Annotated in this window: 24 protein-coding genes; 5 read left to right on the top strand and 19 right to left on the bottom strand. The window is 41.5% G+C overall.

Annotated features, from left to right (window positions below; all coding sequences use genetic code 11):
• Positions 1 to 14 precede the first annotated feature (14 nt).
• Positions 15 to 2,252, bottom strand: a complete 2,238-nt coding sequence (locus LPTSP_RS12595; RefSeq protein WP_108929072.1) for a hypothetical protein — start codon at positions 2,250 to 2,252, stop codon at positions 15 to 17.
• Positions 2,249 to 3,250, bottom strand: coding sequence for a hypothetical protein (locus LPTSP_RS12600; protein WP_245915563.1), 1,002 nt, complete (start codon positions 3,248 to 3,250; stop codon positions 2,249 to 2,251). Before LPTSP_RS12600 ends, LPTSP_RS12595 begins: the two co-directional genes overlap by 4 nt.
• A gap of 77 nt (positions 3,251 to 3,327) precedes the next feature.
• Here LPTSP_RS12600 and LPTSP_RS12605 point away from each other — a divergent pair, with 77 nt between their 5' ends.
• A complete protein-coding gene (locus LPTSP_RS12605; RefSeq protein ID WP_108929074.1) occupies positions 3,328 to 4,293 on the top strand; it encodes an alkaline phosphatase family protein in 966 nt (321 codons plus the stop codon).
• A gap of 6 nt (positions 4,294 to 4,299) precedes the next feature.
• Here the strand turns inward: LPTSP_RS12605 and LPTSP_RS12610 are convergent, their stop codons facing one another.
• Both LPTSP_RS12610 and LPTSP_RS12615 read right to left on the bottom strand, forming a co-directional pair.
• Positions 4,300 to 5,451, bottom strand: a complete 1,152-nt coding sequence (locus LPTSP_RS12610; RefSeq protein WP_108929075.1) for a tetratricopeptide repeat protein — start codon at positions 5,449 to 5,451, stop codon at positions 4,300 to 4,302.
• Positions 5,448 to 7,094 (bottom strand): hypothetical protein, encoded by a 1,647-nt coding sequence (locus tag LPTSP_RS12615; protein ID WP_108929076.1) that lies wholly within the window; start codon positions 7,092 to 7,094, stop codon positions 5,448 to 5,450. The genes LPTSP_RS12610 and LPTSP_RS12615 overlap by 4 nt, the downstream gene beginning before the upstream one ends.
• A gap of 177 nt (positions 7,095 to 7,271) precedes the next feature.
• Between LPTSP_RS12615 and LPTSP_RS12620 the strand changes: the two genes are divergently transcribed.
• A complete protein-coding gene (locus LPTSP_RS12620) occupies positions 7,272 to 7,934 on the top strand; it encodes a class I SAM-dependent methyltransferase (RefSeq protein ID WP_108929077.1) in 663 nt (220 codons plus the stop codon).
• Positions 7,935 to 7,984: 50 nt separating this feature from the next.
• Here the strand turns inward: LPTSP_RS12620 and mtaB are convergent, their stop codons facing one another.
• From mtaB to LPTSP_RS12655, 7 genes are all read right to left on the bottom strand, one after another.
• Positions 7,985 to 9,304: a tRNA (N(6)-L-threonylcarbamoyladenosine(37)-C(2))-methylthiotransferase MtaB gene (mtaB, locus tag LPTSP_RS12625; protein WP_108929078.1), complete on the bottom strand. Its 1,320-nt coding sequence runs from the start codon at positions 9,302 to 9,304 to the stop codon at positions 7,985 to 7,987.
• Positions 9,285 to 10,073 (bottom strand): tetratricopeptide repeat protein, encoded by a 789-nt coding sequence (locus LPTSP_RS12630; protein ID WP_108929079.1) that lies wholly within the window; start codon positions 10,071 to 10,073, stop codon positions 9,285 to 9,287. Before LPTSP_RS12630 ends, mtaB begins: the two co-directional genes overlap by 20 nt.
• Before the next feature lie 32 nt (positions 10,074 to 10,105).
• The gene (locus LPTSP_RS12635; RefSeq protein WP_108929080.1) at positions 10,106 to 10,531 is read right to left on the bottom strand and encodes a hypothetical protein; all 426 of its coding nucleotides are present in this window, start codon (positions 10,529 to 10,531) and stop codon (positions 10,106 to 10,108) included.
• A 74-nt stretch (positions 10,532 to 10,605) separates the two neighbouring features.
• Complete coding sequence (locus LPTSP_RS12640; RefSeq protein ID WP_108929081.1) at positions 10,606 to 13,146, bottom strand: ATP-dependent Clp protease ATP-binding subunit; 2,541 nt, start codon at positions 13,144 to 13,146, stop codon at positions 10,606 to 10,608.
• Between the two features lie 114 nt (positions 13,147 to 13,260).
• The gene (locus LPTSP_RS12645; RefSeq protein WP_174704461.1) at positions 13,261 to 14,085 is read right to left on the bottom strand and encodes an ATP--guanido phosphotransferase; all 825 of its coding nucleotides are present in this window, start codon (positions 14,083 to 14,085) and stop codon (positions 13,261 to 13,263) included.
• A gap of 6 nt (positions 14,086 to 14,091) precedes the next feature.
• Positions 14,092 to 14,784: an ABC transporter ATP-binding protein gene (locus tag LPTSP_RS12650; protein WP_108929082.1), complete on the bottom strand. Its 693-nt coding sequence runs from the start codon at positions 14,782 to 14,784 to the stop codon at positions 14,092 to 14,094.
• A gap of 1 nt (position 14,785) precedes the next feature.
• Complete coding sequence (locus LPTSP_RS12655) at positions 14,786 to 16,159, bottom strand: ABC transporter permease (RefSeq protein ID WP_108929083.1); 1,374 nt, start codon at positions 16,157 to 16,159, stop codon at positions 14,786 to 14,788.
• Positions 16,160 to 16,294: 135 nt separating this feature from the next.
• Between LPTSP_RS12655 and LPTSP_RS12660 the strand changes: the two genes are divergently transcribed.
• Together LPTSP_RS12660 and LPTSP_RS12665 are read left to right on the top strand one after the other, a co-directional pair.
• Positions 16,295 to 17,305 (top strand): hypothetical protein, encoded by a 1,011-nt coding sequence (locus LPTSP_RS12660; RefSeq protein WP_108929084.1) that lies wholly within the window; start codon positions 16,295 to 16,297, stop codon positions 17,303 to 17,305.
• 79 nt (positions 17,306 to 17,384) lie between these two features.
• Complete coding sequence (locus LPTSP_RS12665; RefSeq protein ID WP_108929904.1) at positions 17,385 to 18,431, top strand: LIC_10230 family protein; 1,047 nt, start codon at positions 17,385 to 17,387, stop codon at positions 18,429 to 18,431.
• On the opposite strand, the gene LPTSP_RS12670 is transcribed toward LPTSP_RS12665, so the two are convergent.
• The 4 genes from LPTSP_RS12670 to LPTSP_RS12685 are packed head-to-tail and all read right to left on the bottom strand — an operon-like array spanning position 18,387 to position 20,789.
• Positions 18,387 to 18,668 carry a hypothetical protein gene (locus LPTSP_RS12670; RefSeq protein ID WP_108929085.1) on the bottom strand — a complete coding sequence of 94 codons (282 nt, stop codon included), beginning with the start codon at positions 18,666 to 18,668 and terminating at the stop codon, positions 18,387 to 18,389. The genes LPTSP_RS12665 and LPTSP_RS12670 overlap by 45 nt on opposite strands.
• 5 nt (positions 18,669 to 18,673) lie before the next feature.
• Positions 18,674 to 19,360 (bottom strand): toxin-antitoxin system YwqK family antitoxin, encoded by a 687-nt coding sequence (locus tag LPTSP_RS12675; protein ID WP_108929086.1) that lies wholly within the window; start codon positions 19,358 to 19,360, stop codon positions 18,674 to 18,676.
• A complete protein-coding gene (locus LPTSP_RS12680; RefSeq protein WP_108929087.1) occupies positions 19,361 to 20,041 on the bottom strand; it encodes a hypothetical protein in 681 nt (226 codons plus the stop codon). It abuts the gene before it with no gap.
• Positions 20,031 to 20,789, bottom strand: a complete 759-nt coding sequence (locus LPTSP_RS12685; protein WP_108929088.1) for a ParA family protein — start codon at positions 20,787 to 20,789, stop codon at positions 20,031 to 20,033. The genes LPTSP_RS12680 and LPTSP_RS12685 overlap by 11 nt, the downstream gene beginning before the upstream one ends.
• A gap of 116 nt (positions 20,790 to 20,905) precedes the next feature.
• Between LPTSP_RS12685 and gatB the strand changes: the two genes are divergently transcribed.
• Complete coding sequence (gene gatB, locus LPTSP_RS12690) at positions 20,906 to 22,363, top strand: Asp-tRNA(Asn)/Glu-tRNA(Gln) amidotransferase subunit GatB (protein ID WP_108929089.1); 1,458 nt, start codon at positions 20,906 to 20,908, stop codon at positions 22,361 to 22,363.
• Positions 22,364 to 22,402: 39 nt separating this feature from the next.
• Here the strand turns inward: gatB and LPTSP_RS12695 are convergent, their stop codons facing one another.
• The 4 genes from LPTSP_RS12695 to LPTSP_RS12710 all read right to left on the bottom strand — a co-directional run bounded on the left by LPTSP_RS12695 (position 22,403) and on the right by LPTSP_RS12710 (position 25,815).
• Positions 22,403 to 23,119, bottom strand: a complete 717-nt coding sequence (locus LPTSP_RS12695; protein WP_108929090.1) for an ABC transporter ATP-binding protein — start codon at positions 23,117 to 23,119, stop codon at positions 22,403 to 22,405.
• Positions 23,116 to 24,369, bottom strand: coding sequence for an ABC transporter permease (locus LPTSP_RS12700; protein WP_108929091.1), 1,254 nt, complete (start codon positions 24,367 to 24,369; stop codon positions 23,116 to 23,118). The genes LPTSP_RS12695 and LPTSP_RS12700 overlap by 4 nt, the downstream gene beginning before the upstream one ends.
• A gap of 10 nt (positions 24,370 to 24,379) precedes the next feature.
• Positions 24,380 to 25,189 (bottom strand): efflux RND transporter periplasmic adaptor subunit, encoded by an 810-nt coding sequence (locus LPTSP_RS12705; RefSeq protein WP_108929092.1) that lies wholly within the window; start codon positions 25,187 to 25,189, stop codon positions 24,380 to 24,382.
• Between the two features lie 155 nt (positions 25,190 to 25,344).
• On the bottom strand, positions 25,345 to 25,815 hold the full coding sequence (locus LPTSP_RS12710) for a GNAT family N-acetyltransferase (RefSeq protein WP_108929093.1): 471 nt from the start codon (positions 25,813 to 25,815) through the stop codon (positions 25,345 to 25,347).
• Positions 25,816 to 25,853 lie beyond the last annotated feature (38 nt).

Below are 25,853 nucleotides of genomic sequence, written 5' to 3' on the forward strand. Positions count from 1 at the left end.
CCGACAGGAAAATATTAAATGTAAGTGTATAAATTTTTTCCATTTTCCGGATAAGGCAGAGGAGTGATCTTATACTCTTTACCTATCGAATCCAAGATCATTTTCAATTCGGATTCTCGTTCCTCTCTGGACAAAACAAAAATTTCGGAAGGAGAAACCCCAAATCCGTAATCTTCCGCTCCGAGTCTAGGTTGGACTTCCTCCAGAACTTCTTTTCTCCATTTGTCTATAGAAGGATAATCCAAGTCACCAATACATTTGATCTTGTACAGATTACATCTGCTTCTTTCTCCGTGGGTCGCCCAGCGAAGAAGTAGGAATTGTATCTGGACCAAATCCCTTTTGTCCTGGATAGCATGAGAAGCCTGCTCAATCTCCAATTGTAAAAATGCGTCTTCCACCGGTTCTATGGAATTCTCCACATTATCTCTGATCTGTTCCGCTAAATCATTATTAGGTGGATCTGGGAACATCAGGAAAAATCTAAAATCCAGACCGGACCTGAAAAGTGGGAAGGAAACGATCCGCATCACTCCATCCAAATCCGCAGAGTCGAATTTTTTACGGAAGAAGTGATCGTTACGTCTCTCTTCAGTAACGTCTATGATGGAAACATCTCCCACTTCCTTTCCTAAGAATTGATCTCCGTATAAAAAGATCATATTTTGACGACTATAAGGCTGTAAACCGTAGGACACAACAGGCAGGTAAGCGCCCCTTCTTCTATCATAAAAATGAATACTGAAAGATTTCAGATGAAGAGAAGAAAAGATCGTAAGATAATATTTTAACAAAGAAGAAACAGGAGTATCCAAACCTTGGTGGATCTCATCCAAAACTTCTAAAATTTTTCTTTTTTCACGAATAGGTTGTTTGTCCAACCAGTCTCTGAATTTTTCGGAAAGAGGAAGTTCTTCGTTCGGATCCGTTTTACGGATTCCCCACCAAGCCCTTGCCCAAAGAAAAAATCTGGACTTATGTTGAGGAGCAAGACCTCTCGCCGCCTTCAGACCGATTTCAGCAAGTCCGGTTACTCTGAGTGCCTTTGCTAATAGTCCTGAATCCTTAGGACGATCCGAAATTTCTATATTAGGGATTTCGGGAGAAGTCGATTTTACCTTCTCCACCAACCTTGCTAATTCATCCGTGAAGATAGAATCTCTTTTTTTCTGTAGAGCTTCTGGCATTTCCACAACGGAAACAGCGGATGAAGCGGATGCCACTTCTCTTTCAATATGGATCGGCTCCTTCTTCTCTCTTAAAAACTTAGGAGTTAAAAAGGAATCTCCAGGCAAGTCAAAAGGCAAAACATAGAATGTGCCGCTTGCACTAGGCTTAGTTTCCAAAACAGGAGGAATCGTTACAATCTCGGGAACATCCGGCAACTCAGGTAATTTCGCGGCTTCGACCTGTTTGAAATTAGTCTCTTCTATCTTTTTGGAAAGAGTTTGGATCAATGTGGACAGATCCGATTTTGCATACAAAGAAGGAGCCTTACTTTTTCGGACCAGAAGAATGGATGCATCCAACAGAAATAATAGCCCGAAAAAGATTGGAAACAATATTAAGAAAATATTACGTTCGAAAGGAACTAAAAGTAAGATCCCCTGGATAAAGCCTATCTTTTCTTCGGGATAAAACGCGTAATAAGCCCTGTATAATTTATCTCCAAGACGGATCTCCCTGAAGTCATTTCCTCCGTCCTTCATGGACTTCAAAACTTCTTCGGAAATTTTCCTAGGGTCCGTTTTGTCACCGTTTTCTTTCCAATCCTGGAATGTACCTAGTCTAGGCTCAGGGACAAAGTATTCCGTTTTATCGTCCAAAGAAATTTTGAATTTTTCCTTGTCTAAAACAGCAAGCACTGCGACTGACTTTGTGTATAACGGAACAAATAGAACCGGCTCATTCTCAAGAGAAAGAAAACGACTGGTCTTTCCTTCCCAGGCTTGGGACAAAAGATATCTTTCCTTATCTCCCGAAAATTCCAGATTAGGAGTATTTTTTAGATTCGGATCCCATGATAAAAAGTTTTTTACAGGAAGGAATACATTGTTCGCATCCAATTCTTCCGGATCCGATTCTCTAATCTTTTTCTCCAGCTCTAGGATCTCTTTATTAAAGGAAGAAAATACCGATTCCAATCTGGACTTATAAAAAATCCCGGAAGGAAAGTACGGCTCTAAAAGAAGTACTGAAATGGAAAATATGAAAGATAGCGCGAGTATAAGTCTTAATTTAAAGCCGATCATTTTGTCTTTTCCCTAAATTGTCCGAGCAATCTGATCAGCTCGGTTTTCACTTTTAGCACTTCGTCTCTTTCCGAAAATCTGTTCTCCATTCGGATCGTGAATAGTATTCTTGAAGCGAGTATCCCACAAATCAAAGAAATTAAAGAAATCCCAAAAGTGCTTAGGATCAATAATAACTCTTCTGCTCTTGTCTTTCTGGGTTGTGATAAAAAAATTTCGAGATCTTCTGCGATTGTTTTTTCCCAAACAGGACGGAGTAGAATATTCCGGGACTTGGAATTTTTATCCAACAACGCATGTATCATTGCCTTGGATTCTTCAGAGTTCGAAACTTCAGTAGTATCCGGAAGTAATGTGCTGTCAGGATTTAGATTGGTTTCTAGAAGTTCGGAATCTTCTCCCTTCTTCTTATATACCCAATATAAGATCCCATCCGAGAAGTCTCGGGGTAGAAAGGATTTTTTAGAACCACTTACTTCTTGAATGATCCTATCTCCGTCTTCTTTCAAGATCTGAAGATATAGATCTCCGGAAGAATTTCTGTATAATAAAAATCCATCCGTATCTTCTATCCAACCTGCTCTTGGCACCTGCATTCCGAGTAGTCTGAGTCCCTTATGAAATCCTGGTCCCTTTGGATCGGAAGAATACATGGTCCTAAAATTATAATCGTAAATCCGGATCTGCTTTAATTGGATGGATGAACTGAAAAGTTTTCCTAATGCTTCCGCATCCTTGTCAGTTTCAGGTCTAGGAAATTCTCTCATCAAATATTCGAATCTATAACCCAGGTCGTAGTACTTGTTCTGAAATCTTTCTAGGACAGAGTCTAAGAAAGATTCCTTTTTCAGTTTAGGGTACAAACTAAGAATTTGGATTGGAGAGAAGAAAACCGCGTCCTTCCAAGCCCCTGGGAAAAAAGGGATGGAAATCAATACGATACATAGCAGTATCAGAGATAGAATTCGAGATCTTTTGCTATGTTTGCGCGGGTTCACCTTTCTAGTATCGGCGATTCCATCTTAAAGAATCAGTCTAATTCAAAGGGATAATCGATACTTCTCGGACCAATATAATGATATTTTATGTGTTTATAGACGGGATTGGCTTTGGGGAAAACGATCCGGATAAAAATCCGTTTTCCAAATATGCAAAGGGGATTTTTCTACCTTTGGGCGGCAAATCTATCCCGGAAGATTCCCCTTCCCGCATCCGAGATCTTATCTACCTTAAAACTGATGCGAGTATGGGAATCAAAGGACTTCCCCAAAGCGCTACGGGACAGACCTCTCTTTGGACTGGGATCAACGCCTGTCAGGTTCTGAACCGTCATATGAGTGGATTTCCCACATTCACCTTAAAACGTATCATCGCAAAATATTCCATTATCCGCATCTTAGAAGAGAAAGGATTTAAAGCGGATCTATTGAACTGTTATACTCCCGGATTTGCTGAACATATAAAAAAACATCCTAGACATGTATCCGCTTCCACTCTCATTCAAATGGCAGCGGACAAACCTTTAAAGGATATGGATGATTTGAGAGATGGTAAAGGCCTGTATATGGACATCAGCCGGGATTTTCTTAGAAAGTTTGGAAGGGATTTTATAGATAAGGACGATCCAGTTTTGGAGATCCAAGATCCGTACAAGACCGGGAAGGAGATCATTCCCGCTATGAAGGATCACACACTATGTATCTATGAATACTTCATCACTGATAAAGTAGGCCATAAGATGAATTGGGGAGGCGCCGAAAAATGTATCTCCGACTTGGAGAACTTTTTACTCGGAGTTTTGGATGCAATGGATCCGGAACAAGACCAACTTATTCTAACATCCGATCATGGAAACTTGGAAGATCTGACTGTAGATGTCCATACTGTAAACCCTGTGCCAACCATTCTATATGGCAAATATACGGAACAAATGAAGGATAAGATCCACGCTTTGAAAGATATCCCGCATGCAATCTACGATTGTTTAGGGATAGATATCCAGATGTCTGAACAGGAATTTATTCAGACAGCCTCTAATTAAGGTTTCTTAATATTTCCAATCGTCGTCTTGACGGTCGTCGTCGCTTGGTTTTGTCTTTCCGCCGCCTTCTCCGTCCTTGTATCTCAGGTCGTCTTCGATCTGATCCAAGGCTTCTTTCTTCCAGGTAGCCGACTTCTTACCAACCGGACTATCAGGATTTCTATCCGCAGATTCCTGGAAAACCGCGGCAGCTTTCTCATACTTTCCGCCTCTGAAATAGATCGTTCCCTTTCTAAACATAGCTGCTTGGTCCAGGGTTCCGTCTGAATTTTCCAGGATTTTGTTCAGATACTGGATAGCTTGTTCAGATTTTCCTAAAGCGTCGTAACTTTCCGCGATATAATACCAGGCTTGCTCTCTAGCTCTTTCGCTGACACCTATGTCCAAAGCTTTTTTCAAGGTTTCGATCGCAGAGTAATATTCCTTACGTACGTATAATTCTCTTCCCTTCTCCAAGAGTCCGGAACGGAATTCCTTATCTACAGCAACCTTATCAGGATCGAAATACGAGTCAGACTGAACATAGTCTTCATACACATCGTAAGCGGACCAATCCTTGCCCATTCTGCGCAAAGATTTTCCCCATCTGACCCTGGCTTTTACGTTTTCAGGATCTTCTTGTAATGCCAATACATAGTTCTTTCTGGACTGATCGTAATTGCCTTTTTTCATATAATAGTCGGCAATTGCAGATAACGCGTTAGATCTGAGTTTATTATCTCCGGAAGTTCTGAGAACTTCTTCCAAATGACCCTTACCTTCTTCGTCCCTGTTTAATAAAAGAAGAAGGTTCCCAAGTCCGTAAGCAACCCTTGCCTTCTCCTCGCGAGCAAGACCTTCTTTTTGGTTCAGCTCCCTAAAGATACCTAGGGCTCTCATCTTATCCCCGGTTTTGTCCAAAGCGGTTGCCAGATCGTATTGGATTCGGAAAGAAACATCGGAACCCACATCCTTGGAGGATAATTCAGCAAAAATATCCAGAGCTTTTTCGGAAGATTTAGGATTGGAATGTTTTAGAAATTCCTCTCCCTCCCTTACTTTTTCTAAGATCCCTTTATTTGTGGAATCCGTGTCTTGGATCACCGCAGTATAAATCCCGGTAAGAAGACCTGCGCATACGAATAAAAATCCTGTAACTAATATGATGGAACGGTTCATCTTCTTCCTCCGCCGATCCGGGCCAGACATTGTTTGGTCCAGAACTCGGTTCGTTCCGGATTATAGTTCTTCGTATCTTTTTGTACGAAGAACTTTAGGGCTTTATTATATTCACCCTTTTTATAAAAAGACATCCCAAGGAAAAACTTCGCTTTTCCTCTGATATCTATATCGTTGGAACCTGCATAAGGAGCCAATTGTTTTACTGCTTCTCCGTATTCGTTTTTCCAATACGTTGCTCTCAGCACCCGATCGACCTCTTCTTCAGTTGGTTCTTCCTGTTCTACGATCAAAGGTTGTTTTTCGTCATTCTGAACGTTTTGGTTCTGATTATTCTGAGGAGTATTATCTTCTTCTTTTGGCTCGTTTTTATTAGGCTTATCGTTCTCTGCAGTTTGTGTATTGTTTTCGGCCGGACCAGGTGCTCCTCCGATCGCAACATAAGACTGATCCTGAGTTAGAGTGAAATCTTCCAGATCTCCTCGTTTAACTGTAACACCAAAATACATGGTCCCAGAGTATGGTTTCATCTTGACCATAACGTTAGTGTCCGGATGAGAAACTTCTCCGAGTTTTCTAACATTACCACCTAGGAAAGTAGAAACTCCTCCAGACAATGGTTTACCTGCTTGGTAGATTGAGTAGATCGTGTTTTCATCCGCGCGATCAGGAGCTTTCCAATCTAAACGAACTCCTCCCTCAACCACACTAGCATTCAGGTCCTTCACGTGCATTTCATCGTACGCGAATTGAGGATTAGTAACTACTGAATCATCTTCTTTAGGAGGTTTTCTCTTGTCCTGATCGTAAACATAAAACTGACGAATGAAGGATTGGTTCTGAACCAAAGGTAAAACTTCTTTCAAACCTTGTTTTACTGAAACGCCGTAATAAAGAGTTTGTGACTTAGTCAGATCTTGATCCAAGAAAGTATTCTCGGGATGAGAAACTTCCGCCAACTTCTCCGCTTTTCTCATCAATGTCATACTAGACATTGGCTCCGCGGATTTATAGATCGTGTAGATAGTCTCCCCTGGAATTCCTTTCGGATAAGGTTCCCAAGAAACACGGAGGAACTGACCTTCTCTTTTTACAGTGATATCAGTTACTCTAGCGTTATCCGAAAGATACTTTTGCTCTTCAGGAGGAGATTGATTTGTATTCGTAGAAGGCGGATAATTATTCTGAGTATTGCTCGGAGGATAATTTGTCTGAGGTTGTGGATTATTCTCTATCACGATCGGGATGGTTGTGTAGTTACGATTTGCAACTAACCTTGCATCCTTCTTCCTTACATGATGAGCTAACACAACTGCGTAATAATAAGTTCCTGGTTTCAGATTATAATCGTAGATCTGATTCACACCGTTAGCTACACCACTCGGAAATTTTCCCAAAGAGTCGGAGATATAACATTTCTCAGGACTATCGATGATAGAAGAAGATCGGGCCACGATGATCTCGCCCGTTTCTCTAGGAGGTTCCCAAGTAATACGAACGGACCTACCGTCTTTTAAGACTTCCACATTGATGGAATTGGCGACACTTGCATTCTCATTGTCCAGACGAAAGTCCTGGGCATAGATAGATTGTCCCAATGCCAAAAGGAAGAATATAGATAGGATCCTGAGTCGAATTTTCATCTGGAAATAAGCTTCCGAATTAGATTATCGGTTGCTACAATGCAAATTTTTACTTCGGTTTTTAGGAGAATGTGGGGAAAATAATATAAAATGCAAAAGATGCAAAAACTTGGCCTTTCGGTTTGGTCTTGACTAATGAAAGCATTCATACGACATAATACGACTTCCGGCAATTAAATGATCGATATAGAATATTATTACGACCCAGAATATCAGAATTTTCTCCTCTCTAGTAAGAGACGTGAGCTTACCCCTCCGGAAATCGTTTTGAAACATTTTTCGCTCAAGGATGTGCAGAATATCGTGGATTTCGGGATGGGCCTGGGTTTCTGGACGGAAACTCTTCTTAAATCCATCCACAAAGAAGGCTGGGTCTGGGGAGCAGAATGTAACCAAGACTTTCTAGACGAAGTTTTACATTGGAAGAACCGAGAAAATATCCAAAGATTTACTCCTTTTTATATGGAGAAGGCGGATCGCCCCTTATTGCCGGAATGGATCCCTGTCCCTGAAGTCATCTTTGCTTCTTTAGTACTTTCTACTTTCGCAGACCCGGGCCAAGCAATGGACGGATTAGTTCGTTCCATGAAGAAGGGCGGCAAATTGATCGTTCTCGACTGGGTCAAAAACGAATATCCAATCGGACCGAAGATCAATGATAAGATCTCTTTAGATAAAATGAAATTTTTAGCAGAACAATATAAATTAGAGATCATTAAAACTGTTCGGATCAGCGAAAACGTGTACGGTTTGGAGATCCAATCCGGTCCTGAATTCGAATACGGTTATTACGATCTTAGAGAAGAAGAAATGTATTCGGAAGAATTGATCCGTTCTTAAAGGTTTACAACCTGGTCTCAAGATTATTTAGAAAATTCTAAAATAACCGATCAACCGATCGCGGCAAGTATCCTAGCGGAAACCTTACCTTCTTTATCGGCGACATCGAGGATATATTCTCCGATCTCTAAGGTCAAAAATTGTCCTGGGCTTAAACTTTTCAGATCGCTTTCAGGGATCACCGCTTTTAGATAATTATCGGTAACAGCAATTCCGCCTCTTTCCAAAACAGCCTCTCTCTTTTTAGAGAACTGGCTTTCTGCGTATTTGCGATGCAGCCTCTGAGAAAGATCCATAAGAGAATGAACTCTTTCCTTTTTAGTTTCTTTGGAAACAGTTTCCGGGAATTGCTCTGCGGAAGTATTTTTACGAACGGAGAATGGAAACGCGTGTATTTTAGAAAAACCTAATTCTTCCAGGATAGAAGTAGAATCCTGAAAATCCTCTTCTGTTTCTCCAGGAAAACCTACGATCACATCGGTTCCTAAGAATAGATCCGGGACTTTGGACTTAGCAAGTTCTATCCTTTTACGGAAAGTTTCAGGAGTATAACTGCGTTTCATCCTTTTCAAGATCTCTTTACTTCCGCTTTGTAAAGGAACATGTAAAAATGGAGTGAATCTAGGATGGGTAAGAAGTTCCGCAAGCTCCACACCAACATCCGGCGGTTCGATGGAAGAAAGTCTAAGTCTGGAATATTCTAATTTATTTAAGATTGCCTCGAGCATTTTAGGAAACGCCTTTCTGCCTTCTGCATCTCTATACCAGCCAAGGTTTACACCAGTAAGTATGATCTCTCCCACTCCGTTATCTTGTAAGAAGGAAACCTGATCCAGTACATCCTTCCAATTTCGGGAGACACCCTTACCTCTTGCTTGGGGGATTTTGCAATAAGAACATTGGCGATCACATCCGTCTTGGATCTTTAGATAAGCTCTGGTATGTCCGTTCGGAAGAACGTCCGAATAGGCGAATCGATCCGAAACAATCTGGATATGAGAAGAATCCGCTCCTTCTTTTTCTAAGATCATCCTAGGTAGATCGGATTTGTTTTCGTTACCGATCACACCTGCGATCCCGGGAATGGATTCTATCGATTCTTTGTCTGTTTGTGCGTAACAGCCCGTTACCCAAACCTGAGCGCCTGGATATCTTTTGATTGCGTTACGAATAATATTACGATTTCTTGAATCTGCTTTATTAGTGACGGTACATGTATTGACGACCACCACATCGGGAACATCTTCTGCAGTAGCTACGGAATATCCGTGTTTACTCAAAGAAGAGAATAAACCGTCAGACTCAAAAAAATTGAGCCTGCAACCTAAGGTATGGAATAATACCTTTTTTTCAGCCGGCGGAAAGGGCATTGATCCTTGCCTCTATTCTTCTAATATTGCCTTTTATTTTTTCGTCGTCAGGTTTTAACTTAAGGGCGGATTCCAATTGTTCTTTAGCATTTCTTAATTGTTCGAGGGCCTTTTTGATATTCCCTCTCTTTGCTTCTTGGTTTCCCGCTTTTTCGTAAACTAAGCCAAGATTGTTCAACACGTTTGGATTATTCGGAACTAAAGACTGAGCCCATTTCAAACTGACTTCTGCTTTTTCCGCACTTCCTAAGTAAAAATAAACCTGAGCTTCTAAAACGAGCGGGCGATAATCGCCACCGTCTTCTGCCTTTAGTTTCTCGATAATATATAAAGCTTCTCTGGCTTTATTATTATATAACAAAGCAGTCGCATATAATAGTCTTACTTCTCTATTTTTAGGGTTAGATTGGTAAGAATTATAAATGATCTCTAATGCGTCGGAATTCTTACCTGCTTGGATCAAATATCTGGCAAAATCCACGCTAACAGCAGGATCTCCAGGTTTTAATTTTAATGCTTCGGACCAATGAGTGGCTGCGGATTTATTTCTTCCCGCATTATAATGACAGAAGGCCGCCAGGTAGTGAGTATCGTAGGATCTTTTTCCTTGTTCGTGAAGTACACGAATGATCTCTAAAGCTTTTTCAGAATTTCCTTTTTGGAATTCCGCCAATGCTGTTTGGTAATCCGGCTCGCTCTGAGCAAAGCTATTCCCCGCAGAAAAAACAAATAGTATCAGTGTAAGTAGGAGTATTTTTCCTTTGTGCATCTTTTAGTCACTTTTTATGGGCGGGAAAGATTTTAGGTGGGGACCCCCATTGATTTTGTATTTAGACAATCAATTAAGGAATAAAATGGCTCCACCGGGTCGATGAAAACGATTATACTCGGATACCGTATGGAAAGGAAATGTTCTATTCTTTCCTCAGATACGATCTGAAAGTCCCCGGTTTCCAAAACAGGTAAACCGTCCAAGTTTCTGTATATCTCGTATTCCTCTTGATCGAGGAAATCCGCCAACAGCATATAACCGGATCCGAAGTAGACCCCGCCTTGGAAGTAGTATTTGTAGAGGACACGTACCTCGGGAAGAAATAAATCAGGCTGAAAAACACATAGGGAAATTTTTTCGATCCCAGCGACGGTTCTGATCTTACGTAAATGGAACCATACTTTGCGGACCAAAAGGTAAAGGAGCACAAATATAACGGGAATCAGGTACGGCATACACCCTCTCCAATGAAGTCTCCCTTTTTAGATCAAAAGCCCCCCTTTCGTCTCCGAAGGAGGGCAAAGATCTTTTACACTAGCGCAGGTTCTTCGGAACGCTCCGGATTGTTCGGAGAATTTCCTCCGTCGGAACCTTGATCCGCAGGTTTATAATCGGTCCAAGCTTCTTCCAAGAAGTCCAGTTTACCTTCTTTGAAGGAAACCGTGATCTTAGTAGGCTCTTTATAAGCGCCTTTCAAGGTTTGGACTGCCATATAATCTTCTAACTCACGTTGGAACACTCTGCGTAATGGACGTGCACCGAACTTCTCGTCGTAGCCTATATCCATGAAGTGATCCTTCGCTTCTTGAGTTAGGTCTATCCTGATCTTCTTATCCAATAATCTCTTATTGGTGTCTTTGATCATGATATCCATAATCGCCATAAGCTCTTCTTTTCTGAGAGGTTTGAAGTAAACAACTTCGTCCACACGGTTCAAGAACTCTGGGTTGAAATGTTTTTTCAACTGCTCTCTAGCTTGGTCGGACTTATATTTGTCCTCTTCTCCGGAACGGTCCTCGAATCCGAGTCTTACACTGCTCGAAATTTCTTTGGCGCCGATATTCGAAGTCATGATGATGATCGCGTCCCTGAAGTTTACCTTACGTCCTTTGGTGTCCGTCAGGTTCCCTTCTTCCATTACTTGGAGAAGAACGTTGAAAATATCATGGTGAGCTTTTTCGATCTCATCCAATAGAATGATAGAATACGGTTTTTTACGTACAAACTCAGTTAATTGTCCGCCATCATCGTAACCAACATAACCAGGAGGAGCTCCGATCAATCTACTGACCGCATGTGGTTCCATATACTCGGACATATCCACACGTAACATTGCATCTTGGTCTCCGAATAAGAACTCAGCCAAAGCTTTCGCAAGCTCGGTTTTACCCACACCTGTAGGTCCGAGGAAGATAAAGGATCCAGTAGGTCTACGCTCTGCTTTAAATCCAGTCCTTGCCCTGCGAACGGATTTTGCGATTTTTTCGATCGCTTCGTCCTGGCCGACAACTCTTAGTTTAAGTTCCTCTTCCAAACGAAGAAGTCTCGCGGACTCGTTCTCTTCCATTCTTTGTAACGGAATTCCGGTCCATTGAGAAACCACGGAAAGAATATCGTCTTCATCGATAGAAACTGCGAAATCATCCAGTTTCTCCTGCCAAGATCTGATCTTTTCTTCCAGAACTTGTTTCTTACGATTTACTTCGTCGCGAACTCCAGCAGCTTTTTCATACTCTTGGGAACGAACTAGATCTTCTTTCTTTTGAGAGAGTGTTTTGATCTCTTCTTCCAAGTCTTTCACTGCTTGAGGACGAGCACAGTTCGCAAGTCTTGCTTTTGCACCCGCTTCGTCGATGATATCGATCGCTTTGTCTGGTAGATATCTATCATTGATATATCTATGAGATAATCTAACTGCTTGATCCAAAGCTCTTTCTGAATAACGCACCTTATGGTGAGCTTCGTATGCTTTTTTCAATCCGGTAAGGATTTGAATAGCATCGTCTACAGAAGGTTCTGCAACTTTTACGACTTGGAACCTTCTTTCCAATGCGGAATCACGCTCGATATACTTGCGGTATTCAGTGCTTGTAGTAGCGCCGATACATTGCAGTTCCCCTCTTGCAAGTGCAGGTTTCAGGATATTTGCGGCGTCTACCGCTCCTTCTGCTGCTCCTGCTCCGATCAGAGTATGCAACTCGTCGATAAATATGATGATATTATTAGAAGAAGAAATTTCTTTCATGATCTTCTTTAATCTTTCTTCGAATTCTCCGCGATACTTGGTTCCTGCGATCAAGCTTGCTAGATCCAGGGAAAGTACACGTTTTTCGAAAAGAAGATCCGGAACATTCTTCTCTACGATCGCAAGTGCGAGTCCTTCTACGATTGCAGTTTTACCAACTCCGGATTCTCCAACCAATACTGGGTTGTTCTTGGTTTTACGAGAAAGGATTTGGATCACTCTCTGGATCTCGTTCGCTCTTCCTACAACTGGATCCAGTTTTTTATCTCTGGCTAGTTGAGTAAGATCTCTTGCAAACTCGTCCAAGATCGGAGTTTTAGTTTTTTCAGCACGTGGAGTTCCTGGCTGAGCAGTAGGCTGACTGGAAACTCCAACTGTGCTTGTAGGAGGAGCGCCCAATAGACGTAAGATCTCTCCTTTGATCACATTATAATTCACGCTAAAGGAGTATAACGCTCCACCAGCGATATTATTATTATCTCGCAATAATGCTAGAAGAATATGCTCTGTTCCAACATAGTTGTGTTTGAGACGTTTGGCTTCTTCCTTAGAGAGTTCGATAATTTTTTGGTATCGATCCTGTCCTTGGGCCATGTCCATCAACAATGTGCCGGAGTTCTCCCTGGTCCTGCGCTCTACTTCTTTACGAAGTTCGTTCAGGTTGATGTTCAGGTTATTCAGTATTTTTATCGCGACCGAATCTTCTTCCTTTAACAATCCTAATAAGATATGTTCAGGGCCTATAAATTCGCTACCAAGACGTTTTGCTTCGTCCTGCGCGATCTCGTTGATTACTCGTTTTGCTCTTTTAGTAAATTCCAACATAATTGCACGCCCTTCCTGATGGGTTCTGTAGGTTAGACTGTATTCGCATCCAATTTCCAACTGGGAGCCGGAATCTCCCTTAAAGAATATATCGGACTAGTTAACCAAAAAGGATTACGGGTCAAATGAGGCTTTTGTCCCTTCTTTTCCGCTTATTACCAGTAAGGCTAAATACGAAACCAAATTGAAAAAGGAATTTTTTCGATTTGGACCGAAATTTTTTCGGAAAAATACCAATCTGCCCTTCAATTCTTCCCGATAGAAGCCCCAGTCAGTAGGCAGCCTGAAATCCCTTAACTCTCCCGAGTCCGCAAGTCTTGCCGGAATGGAAACAGAAAGTTTGTCCCCAAAACCGGAATTGGTAGGACAGGAATTGATGAATCCGATCCCTTTTTGAAAATCAAACTTATCTTCCGCCTCGAATTTCGTTAAAAAATCAGATTTTAGGACAGAGTTTAACTCAAGTAGGGAATCAGTCACATATTCCCAACGAATATGATCCTCGTCTCCCATTACTAATGTCCCTGAATTCCAGGGAATTCTTTGTTTTAATTCCGAGATCGGTTGTTTTTTTCCGAAGTTTGGATCTTTAACTTGGGAATCATTCTCGCCTATGAACGAATTTAGGAATTGGTCCGTTTTTTCGGTACGTTTGGTATATGTAGAATGTTTCGGATTTCTAGCAATACGGAATCTATATGTGAAAGGCAAACGATTCGAATCTATATAGGACAGGCCTTCTTCCCAATTTGTTTTTCTGAATTTTTCCCAAATGGTAATCGCTGGGAAATGAGAAGGTGGTTCCCAATCGGAAGGGGCCTGGATTGGAATAAACTTGGTATATTCTTCTCCCAAAAATTGGATACAATGAGCGCATCCGATCTTTCCCCGATTTTTCCAGTCGAGAAGGGATAAGCCGCAATAAATACAGCCATCCATAAATGTTTATACCGTCTGTGGGACCGAAGCTGGTTTGAGTTTCCCTTGGAAGATCTGGTTTCTTTTATGTGCGAGTGCCGCCAGTTCCATATCGTGAGTCACCAGTATTAAGCTGAATCTAAGATCCTTTTGTAGTTCTTGGATCAGGCCCATTAGATTTCTGGAATTCTCTCTGTCCAAGTTTCCAGTAGGTTCGTCTGCAAGTATGAGTTTTTTTCCTGCGACAAGCGCTCTTGCCACTCCTACTCTTGCACTTTCTCCACCTGATAATTGAGAAGGATGACTATGGATCCTTTCTTTCAATCCCACTTTTTCCAACATGGAGATTGCTTCCTTCTCCGCTTTAGAAGTAGAATAACCTTTGATCAAAAGTGGAATACTCACATTCTCCAATGCGGAGAAGTCGGGAAGAAGAAGATGATGTTGAAAGATGAATGCGATCTTTTCGGCGCGGAAACTTTCCTTTCCTCTTTCGTCCATATCGCTTAGATTGGTGCCGCAGACTTCGACCTCTCCGGAATCGAAACTATCCATGGCGCCAAGTATATTCAGAAGAGTGGATTTTCCGATCCCGGATTTTCCTTCGATGGAGAAGATCTCGCCTTCTTCCACGTCCATGTCCAATCCATCCAATACGGAAAATTCCTTTTCCAGGATATGATATTTTTTAACCAGATTTCGGATCTTAATAATGCTCACGTTAGTCGTTCCTTATCGTGTCGACAGGGTTCAAGCTTGCCGCCCATCTCGCGGGGAAGTATCCTGCAATTCCGGAAAGTATCGTGGCCGCAGTGGTAACCATAAAAATAAAAGGTATGTTAATATCGACAGGCAGTTTATCGAAATAATAGATACGTTTAGGAACTAGCTCCACAGGAGTCCAGTCGGAACCTGTGAAAGAAAGCCCTACCATATTGATGATCTCTTCGATATAACCAATAATGCTATCGAGAGAATTCGCTAAGAATATTCCACCAACTCCCCCAGTCAAAGAAGCTAAAATTCCCACAAGCATCGCATTCAATGTAAAGATCAGCAGAATATCCGAAGCAGGAAGTCCAAGGGCTTTAAGCACTCCAATGGACTTACGTTTTGCACGCACTAAAGAATATACGGATGCGACCATCCCGAGTGCTGCCAAGATAATAAATAAGAAAACGATTATGGAGATGATCGTCTTTTCCAACTGCAGGGCTGCTAATAAATTTTCCTGCTCTTCTGCGATCGTTCTCACAGATAAAGAAGAAGCTGCATCTATTTCCTGCTCGAATTCTAAACTATTAAAAAGTTTGTACAACTTCCGTTTGCTGATCGCAAGATCGTCCAGAGACTTTGCTTTGATCGTGATCTGATTTACAGAATCTTTCATTTTGAAAAATTTCTGGGCCACCGGCAATGCCATATAAACGAAACTGGAATCGAACTTGTAGTTCCCTGTTTTAAAAAATCCGGATACTCTGAAATTCTGAACGCTTACTTCTACACCTTTTCCGAGAGAGAACCTTCCCCCTGGAACCGCTAAAGTAAGTTGTTTGCCCAAACTGAAATTGTATAGATCCTCCATTTCTTTTCCAAGGATGATATAGTTCTCTCGGTTTAAATGGCCAAGTTCTTCCCTATCGTAGTGAACCACTCTGGGAAAGTTATGAAGTTTGTTCTCGATCAACGCATCTACGCTTGGGACAGCGACTGCCTTGATGAGAACCGGATAAAATACGTTATATCTCTGTATGAGTCCATGACTTTGGATCCCACCTTCAACAGAAATGATCCTGTCTTTGAGGTCAGGATCATTTTGTATGTATTTGATGATCTTTTGGTAATCTCGGATCTCTCCGCCATTGGAACTACTTTCAATTGTAATATGTTCTCCGCCTTGCCACAGAGATTCCTTAAGTTGCCTTTGGAATCCGTTGAAGATGGAAAGAACTACGATGAGCAGGGCGACTCCGACAGCCATCACGATAAACGAAATCCTGGACTTGATCGAAAGCAATCCTGTGACTCTGGATCCTCGAATATAGCGGGAAGTAAGAAGTAGGATTAGGGGGGATCTATGAAAGAAGAAATGCATCAGTTGGGCGGTTGAAATTAAACATATCCGCAAATTTCCTTAGTTTGACAATTATAAGATTCCGATGCAGGATGTCAAAAAAAAGTCGATACCGATTTGGCCTCATAGTAGGATCGGTCTTTCATTCGAAATTATATGCCATCCGAACAAGTATACTCCTTATTATTCCAGTCTAGGGACGCGGCTTCCTCTCTTTACATCTTATTTGGGGGAATCGTTGATCCGGTTTCCAGCCGGGTCGATAGATTCGATGTAGTTGCTGTGGGAAACGGCGAGTTGATCAATATTCCGTTATCCGGAACTACCTTCAAAGATATCACCAATCTGTGCCAAAAGATCAAATACGAAGGTAAACAACTTAAAAACCTCACTAATAAACTTCAGGAATTATTCCAAACTAGCGGACGCTCCGACGATTTTATGGAGCAGCTCATTCATTATATCAATAAACGTGAAGACGAAAAGATAAGATATCTGATCAATCAGATCCAAAACCAAGCTATGGGAAATTCCAAACCGGATATCAGTCTTTGGTATTCTCTAATCGATCGCGACAAGATTGATGAGGCAGGTTCAGGAAAATCTTCCATTGAAACTTTGGATTCCGAAGAAACCCAAGAAGGATCCCCACAGGAAGAGCTTCCTACGATTCCTGTTGGAGTTCCGACTGGGATAGATGCTTCCATTCCGCCTACTGCTGCAAGAGTTCAGTTCAAATTTATTCTTTCTCCCGTTTCCGGAATTCCGGTAAACCAACTCAAACCTGGAGACCAGATCGTAGTCCAACTTATAGGAAACGATCCTACTACTTTGGGAATCATAGATTCTATGAAACTCAAAACCGAAGACGGAAGTATAAAACCGATTCCTGCCACGGTTGTTGCCACAGAGAACAAAGGTGTAGAGAACGAAACCATTGTTAAAATTGGAAACGATGTCTTCGGTAAAATTTACGAAGAAGAGAATTCCATCAAGGTCCGACTTTATACTGGAGAAAAACCGATCTCTTCTAAATCCGGTCCAAGCACTTCTGCGGCGTCCAACGCTTCCTTAGAAGCGGGAGAATCCAGTCTACTTCTGACTGTATTGATCGCATTGGGAGTCGTGGGGATCGGAATGATCGCAATTTTTGTATTCCTACTTTAAGTCAGGTCTTTCCTATGCAACTTTTTGGATGGAGAGAATCCAGCTTAGTAAAATCATAGCCCTATCGACGGATTACGATATGAAATCTCGCATTAAATTGACCATTACTTATATTATTCCTTTCGTACTTCTGCTGGTCAGCGGATTTCAACTTTTCCTCCAACCTACATTTCTGAATACAAACGACACAGCTACAATGGAAGCATTGTTGGATGGGACTGCGAGAGAGCCTATCTCCGGATTTTATTTCCAAGGTGGAGCGATCTCTCAAATGCTTCTAACTGAAAAGATCATAAAAGAGATAGAAGATCCAAACCTTCCGGCTGATTCCCAACCGGATGAGATCAAAAATAGATTAGGTAGAGTTCTGCTCGGACAAAAAATGCAGATCTTCTTTTATCTGTTCTTAGCTATCCTTTCTTTGACTTCTTTTCTTTCTCTTTATTTCAGAGCATTCTTTTACACATTCTTAAATAGGGTCCTGTACTTTTTCGGTTTTATTCACGGACTTTTTAGTATGCCGAATATCGCTTTAGCCGGGGCAAGTTCTGGAAGAACGGAAGATCTTTTTTGGGTGATACCTTCTCTATTCTTAGCATTCGCCTGGATTATAGGTATGGTTTATCTGATGTTTACCATCGGAAAACTTTTCTCGAAAGAAGATTCGGATCGTTTTCATTCTCTTAAAAATCTGAGAGAAGATGAATCTGAATTTAGATCCGAAAGTAGCTGGAACTATTCTTTTGCAACTGCACTTCTCCATTTTTTAGGGATTGTGGCATTGGGGACCTTGATCGGAAATATAGTTTATATTCCTCTATTCGTTATCCAGAAAAATTATTCTGAACCTTTCGGGATTTTGATCGCAGGCGCGGTTATCGCTGTTTCCGCATTTTATATTCGGAATTATCTCAAATTCGGAAAAAGTCCTGAGTTAAGCACTTACCAAAATTTGGCTTTGGGCATCAGCTATTTACAGGTTAGATTTATCAGGATCTCTTTGATGATACTTTTAGTCCTGATTTTGGTGGTTGTATTTATCCTTTTCTTATTCATTCTGCTTACGATCAATTTCGGAATATTAGAATCCCTGTTTCCATCCATCGATAGTAGACAAAATCTCTAAAGCGTTCTTTCCCAACCAATAACAAAGAACAATATGAGAAAAAGCTAAAACAGAATAACTCAATCTGTCTAGCACTCTTCTAAATGCGATAAATATCCCCAAATGGGTTACAATCAGGGAAAGTATAAAACCTTCTCCTGCATAATGGTTCAGAGTGAGATAAACGCTTAAATAAATCGTAATGATAAAGAATCCCCAGGCTGCAAACTTCTCGAGTTTGAGATTTCTGGGGTCCATTTATATTATCCGCAGTGAGATTCTTTTTTCTGAACTTCGCAAAGAACTTTCCCTGCAGGGGAAAAGATAGTCCTGGATAAGAAATTACCACTCTCATCGAAAACTTCTACAGACTCGGTTTGTCTGTTCGGGAAATAATAGAACCAGGTGCGGATCTTTCTTCCTTTGGAATAATAACCTGAATATTCCAATTCTCCGTCTTTGAAGTATTTCTGCCAAAAATCGGATTTTTGTCCGTTCTTATAATTGCCTTTTACTTCCAGAGTTCCTTGAGGATAATATCTCTCATACGGACCTTCTTCGTTTCCTTCATCCCCATTAATTTGGGCGAATTCGTCTTTGATCTGGCTTCCGAAGCTTTGTTTGATATAAGGTTTGCCGTCCGCAAAATACCAAACCCAGTCACCAATCTTGGAACCGTGCTCGTATTTTCCTTGGGAAGAGATACCTTCTTCGGATCTGAGATAGGATTTACATAGTCCGTGATAGAGTTTATTCTCATCCAATGGGCATTCAAAATACAACTTTCCATTATCGTAATATATTCTGGCGAGTCCGGGCTCGTTCAGGATATAAGCGTTCATGTTTTTGTCGTACTTTGCACCTGCAGGAAGGCCATGAGGTTTTTCCGCGGATTCGCAAAAAAACGCAAAGGAGCAAACGAAGAATATTATAAATTTTGAAAATTTCATCTAGTCGATGGTGAATTTTTTGGTCACGAGAATTTCTCCATTCTCGTCCTTGATCTCTGCTTCGTAAGCGCCTTCGTCGTCGAAGAAAGAATCGTCATAGTAGGTTTGGAATTTATCGAATCTGCGTTTGAATTCTTTTTCTTGAACGCTGATCTCTTCCTTGGTTTCGTCCACCTTGTAGATCGTAAGTCTGATCTTATCAGGAGAAAACCAACCACCTCTTTTATAATAAATGAAAAAGTCTTGTCCGTGAGTGAAATGATATTCTTTTTCAGAACCCATTCCGGAAACCTTATCCGGAGTCATTTTATCTACGTCCATATAGATCTCGTGTTTAGAAGGCCAAAGCCACCAAACAAAGATCAATACCAAGAAGACACCGAGAATGCGGATCCATTTTTTATTTCCGTTAGAATCGCGGAGTCCCGTTTGTGTGTATTCTTCTATCCTCATACCGTTGTTTAGCTTGAAAATGGGCTCTTTTTTGGGCAATTGTTTTTCCCGGCTTTCGGGCGATTCAGAAGGAGCAGAATCGGTCTCCGACTTGGAACTTTGTTCAGGAACAGCTGGCTTGTCCGGGGTTTTTGGATCCGGTTTTTCTTCCGGGGAAACTTCTCCCCCTAATGTTTTTTTGACGGCTGCTCCTGCCGCTTTTTTTAATAAATCCTTCTTACCCGCCAAAAGAGTAGACCTCGTCTGTGAATTGTTGGTAGGCCTTGGTCGTTTTGTTTTTTGGCTGGTACTCGTACAAAGACTGGTTCAATAAATGCGCTTCTTCGACAGCTACGGAAGGAGGAATTTTAGATTCGAATAAACGAAGATGTTCTTCAATCATAGGAACGACCGTTTGAGACATCGTGGTCCTCTGTTGGAATAAGGTCAATAATGCTCCTAAAATTTTCAGTCCCGGGTTAAACCTTTTTACTGTATGATTTTTGGCTTCTAAGATCGCTTCTATCCCATCCAAAGAAAATTTTGAGATCTGCAATGGAACAATTAGTCCGGTCGCTGCAACAAAAGCATTCATAGTAATTAAAGAAAGACTAGGCGGACAATCGATCACTACCCAATCAAACTCATTCTGAACCGTTTCCAAAGCTTCCTTTAGAACAAAAAAGCCGTCCATTTTTCCGGAAAGCAGAACATCTATCTGAGAAAGTTTAGAAGACGCCGGCAGCAAACTCAAACCTGGAATCCTGGTCGGGGTGATCAGTTCGCGAATTGGGACCTTCTCGCTAAAAAGCAAAAAAGAGTCCTTACCATTCTTGGAAGAAGATTCCGGGAACACGGAACTCGCGTTGTTCTGGGCATCCAGGTCGATGAGTAAAACCCTTTCTCCCTTTCTGGCAAGACCCACGGCAAGATGGACGGACGTGGTGGTTTTTCCCACTCCCCCTTTTTGATTGGCTATACAAAGAGTTTGTTTCATTCAAAAATCCGTTGCCGGTACTGGTCCTCTTGGAAGAATAACTCCATAGGCCTCTAAAATTTCAAGGATAAGGAAAAATTTCCGGATCTTTCGGAAACTGAGGCAAGGGAGCTCTAATGGAATACGAAGTAATCATCGGTTTGGAAGTACACGCTCAATTAAACACGGATTCCAAAGTTTTCTCCGATAGTCCTTCTAAATTCGGAGCAGCTCCTAATTCTCAGGTTTCCTCAGTTTGTTTGGGACTTCCAGGCTCTTTACCTGTCTTAAACGAAGAAGCTTTGACCAAGGCAATCATGGCGGGCTTGGCATTCGGTTCCAATATCACTCTTCATACTAAGTTCGATAGAAAAAATTATTTTTATCCGGATCTTCCCAAAGGGTACCAAATTTCGCAATTCGACAGACCTATCTGCGAAGGTGGTAAGATCACTTTTACCGTTAAGGGAGAAGACCAACCTAGATCCGTAAATCTCACACGCATTCATATAGAAGAAGATGCCGGAAAATTAATACACTCCGCTGATCCTAAAATCCCTCAGTCTTATGTGGACTTGAATCGTGCAGGAACTCCTTTGATTGAGATCGTTTCAGAACCGGAAATGCGTTCTTCCGACGAGGCATATTATTATCTTTTAGCTCTTAAATCAGTTCTTAGATATATTAGAGTTTCTGATTGTAATATGGAAGAAGGTTCTCTCCGCTGCGACGCAAACGTTTCCATTCGCCCGAAAGGTTCGGACAAATTCGGAACAAGAGTAGAGATCAAAAACCTGAACTCATTCAAAGCAGTCAAAGCAGCTATCGATTATGAAGTAGAATGGCAAAGAGATATGTATTCTCAGGGAAAAACCTTTCCTCAACAAACCAAACTTTGGGACTCTGCTTCTAACGTGACTCTCACAATGAGAACCAAAGAGATGAGCCATGACTATAGATATTTTCCTGATCCGGACCTTCCTCCAGTCATTCTTACCAAAGAAACAGTCGAAGATATCCGCAAATCTCTTCCGGAACTGCCTGATGCAAGAAGAGACAGATTCGTAGAAAAGTTAGGACTTCCTAAATACGATGCAGACGTCCTAACTGCGGAAAGAGAGATCGCCGACTATTACGAAAGCGCACTCAAAGTTTCCGGAGACCCAAAAAAAACCTCTAACTGGGTCAAAGATGAAGTATTAGGAATTGTTAATAAAGAAAGCATTACGATCTCCGAATTCAAAGTTGGTCCCGAAAGAATAGGCGGTTTAGTAAAACTTATCGCCGACGGAAAAATTTCCGGTAAGATCGGCAAAACCGTCTTCGAAGAAATGCTCGGAACGGACAAAGATCCGGAAACGATCGTAACAGAAAAAAATCTGATCGTAGTTCGAGACGATAAAGAGATCGAAAGGATCGTAGACGAAGCAATCGCTGCAAACGAAGACGCTGTCCAAAAATACAAATCAGGTAAGGACAGAGCATTAGGAGCGATCGTAGGTTACGTAATGAAAGTCTCCAAAGGAAAAGCGGATCCGAATCTAGTGAACCAGATGTTACTGGATAAATTAGGTCCTTTGCCTCCTAAGGGTTGATCTATAGATATTTAGATCACCTTTGCTAAAATTCGGATCTTAGGTTAGAGATTTCTTTTTACCTGAATTTTGCCTTTGGTCCGATTCAATTTGCCCGTCGACCATATTGATCCTTCGATCGGCTAAAGCCGCATATTCCGGATCATGAGTCACATAGAGGATGGTTGTGCCGTTCTCTTTATTCCTTTTTTTAAAGATCTCCATCGTTTTGTCGCCGTTTGCAGTATCTAAATTTCCTGTAGGTTCGTCGGCAAATATCAGTCCAGGATCCATGATGAGTGCCCTTGCGATTGCAGCCCTCTGCTGTTCTCCTCCAGACATTTGCGAAGGATATTTATCTTTGCAATGTTCCAATCCAAAATCCTTCAGTAGGCTTCTGGCGTAATCGCGCTTCTTTCCTTCTTCTCCTATCTTTCTTGCAGGCATCAATATATTCTCGATCGCACTCAACTCGGGAAGCAAATAATGGAACTGAAAAACGAAACCGATATTTCTGTTCCGAAAACGATGAGTTTCTTTACTTTCCATTTGGAAAAGATCTTTGCCTTCTAAATACACTTTACCTGAGCTTGGAATATCTAAACCGCTTAACATGTAAAGCAAGGTGGACTTTCCGGAACCTGATCGACCGGTTAGAGAAACGAATTCTCCTTTTCCCATGGTAAGGCTTACATCACGTATTGCTAAAGTAGCGGGTTCTCCGAAGGATTTTACCAGAGAATCGCAGCGAAGTATTATATTTGGATCATATTTCATGCGCTGCCTCGAATGATCTCTACCGGAGATAATTTGGATGCCGACCTAGCTGGAATATATGCAGCTATACCGCTTGTTATCACTGATAGACAAAAAGCTTGAATATAGATCCCGTAGTCCCAAGAGATCTTCATCACGTTCGTCATCATCGGACCTTTCGTACTTTTGCCTCCAATTGGATAACCATCAAGCCAATAGCAAGCAACTGCTCCGACCAGAAGTCCCAAAAGAGCACCCAGTAATCCCAATAAGAGTCCTTGGATAATGAAAAGTCGGATTGTATCATTCTCGTCGAACCCGAGAGATCTTAGGATCGCTATCTCTTTTTTCTTATGGTTCACGACCATATTTAATACATTATAAATTCCGAATGCAACTACCAGGATAATCGTAAATGTAGTAGTGTTCCTTACTATGTTTTGGGTCTTAAATACCGAAAGGATACTCTCATATGCTTGGTCCCAACTTTGCACCTTATCTCTAGTCAAGAAAGACCATTCCGTTGCAACATCCGCAGCCATAGAAACGTCCTTTAATCGGACTACAATCTCCGAAATAATACCGTTTGCCTGAGTAAGTCTTTGTACAGTGCGGATAGACGCATAAACAGAACTCTCGTCTATCATACGATTTCCTATCCGAATCACTCCTTCTACTTTTACGTTTGAAATTTTTCCGTTTGTCGAAACTACTTGGATGATATCTCCCGCTTCCGCGCCCAAACGTTCTATAAGACCTGCACCTGCAAAAATAACATCTCCTCCTCTATCCAGATCCTTCAGATTCCCCTCTTCGACGTAATTCCCTATTGTAGTAACTTTCATTTGTCTAACGGGATCTATGCCGTATAGTTTGGCGGGAAGAGTTTGTTTGCCGAACTTGAAAATCAGTTGCCGATTCAATTGAGGTGCGTATGCCTCTACCCTCTCATCCAGATCCAATTTTAGGAACCAACCCTTAACGTTCGTTAGCTGGGTTGAATCCGTTTTTCCGGACGGAGGTTTAATCCAATGAACGAAAGAATCGGGAAAAAAAACTCCATCAAAACTTTCCTCCTTTAAGACCTCGTCTCTAGGAGATATCCTGATCTGTGCATCGTTATTCACCAACTGATCCGTAATGTATTCCTGAAAGCCCAGCATCATGCCGGAAAAAACAACATAACCGGCAGTTCCCAAAAGGATCCCGAAAAAAGTTAGAAAGGTTTGTTGAGGCCGACTGATCAACTGCCGGATTGCTAAGAAAAACATACCGATCTCCTTATCGGTTTCCGTTCATTAGGATGGAATCGGACTCTAAGACGGAATTTTCCAATACCTCACACCATTCTCCGTCAACCGCGCCGACTTTCGCATCCACCCAAAGTTTTTTTCCCGATCTTATTAGATGGATCCTTCCCTTTATGATAGATTTCACCGGGACCAAAAGTGCTTTTTCCTTTTTTGCCACTTCAACCGCTACATCCGCAGTCATTTCGGGTAAGACTCCTTCGGGCATAGAGTCTACATCTACTGTTACATAAAATTGTCCGTCGGAAGGATATACTCGATCAATCTTTCCGGTCAGTTTGTTTCCACGGATCGTTTCAAAGCTTAGTTCGGCTCTTTGTCCTGGCCGCATTCTCAGAACTGAATCCTGGTCCAAGGAAAGCAAAATGTAGGTCCTTTTCAGATCCATGATCGTCAGAATGGGAGTCCCAGGCATCACAACTTCTCCTTCTTGATAAGGAAGTGTTGTCACAGTTCCCGAAAAGGGGGCTTTGAATAATGTACCCGTGTCCGTGTAAAGCAGGTCCGATCCTTCTTTTACTTCTTGGCCTTCCTTTACATACAACTTCCGGATAGAGGACGTGACGCCTAACTTTAAGTGGTAAACTCTTTCAGATTTCACTGTTCCGAGAGAGTATACCAATTCGACGATCGATCCTACTTTCGGAGTGATCTCTTCTTTCCTACTTTTAATAAATGCATACAGAAGGAACAAGACTAGAGTTAGGAAGATTCCTAGTGCAGCAAATCTTCGCTTTTTGGACGAATATATTAATTTTACAAAAGCCAGCAACTTGCTCATTCGGAGTTCCCAATAAGTTTTATCTTCGCTATTTTCTACGATATTTATCGTAGTTCGTCAACCGGAGATGGGATAAAAGGTGAATACAGCCGATAATCAGTCCACTTAGAGGGAAAAAATCTATTCGTTGATTAGAAACAGGATCTTGAAGTTTCCTACTTCTCCTTCGGAACCGCCCAGTAATAGTGCAAGAACTCTTCCTCTAATTTAAAACCGAAACGTTCATAAAGATGTCTCGCATGGCGATTATCCGGGTGAGTTTCCAATCCCATTCCTTTACCTCCATGCTCTATGATATGATTCGCGACTTCTTTCAGGATCTTCTTAGCTGTTCCTTTTCTACGTTCCGTTTCCCTAATATACAGATCGTTGAGTATATAATCCCTTTTTAAAGATAAAGAAGAGAAGATGGGATAAAGTTGTGCGAAACCTAATAAACCTCCTCCTCCTTCTGCAACGATCAAAACGGAATCCTTATGTAAAAGTCTATCTTCTAAAAACTTTTTGGCTCCTGCAAGATTTGAAGTAAATCCATAAAACTTACGGTAAAGGTCGAATAATTCCGAAAGCTCTTCTAAATCGGAACGGCTGGCAATTCTTAGGCTGATTGAATTTTCTTTTTGCATTTTTGTTTTCGAAGAGAATATGATTAATATCTGCGCTT

Origin of the sequence: Leptospira johnsonii, assembly GCF_003112675.1 — a bacterium.
Classification (GTDB): Bacteria; Spirochaetota; Leptospiria; order Leptospirales; family Leptospiraceae; genus Leptospira_B; species Leptospira_B johnsonii.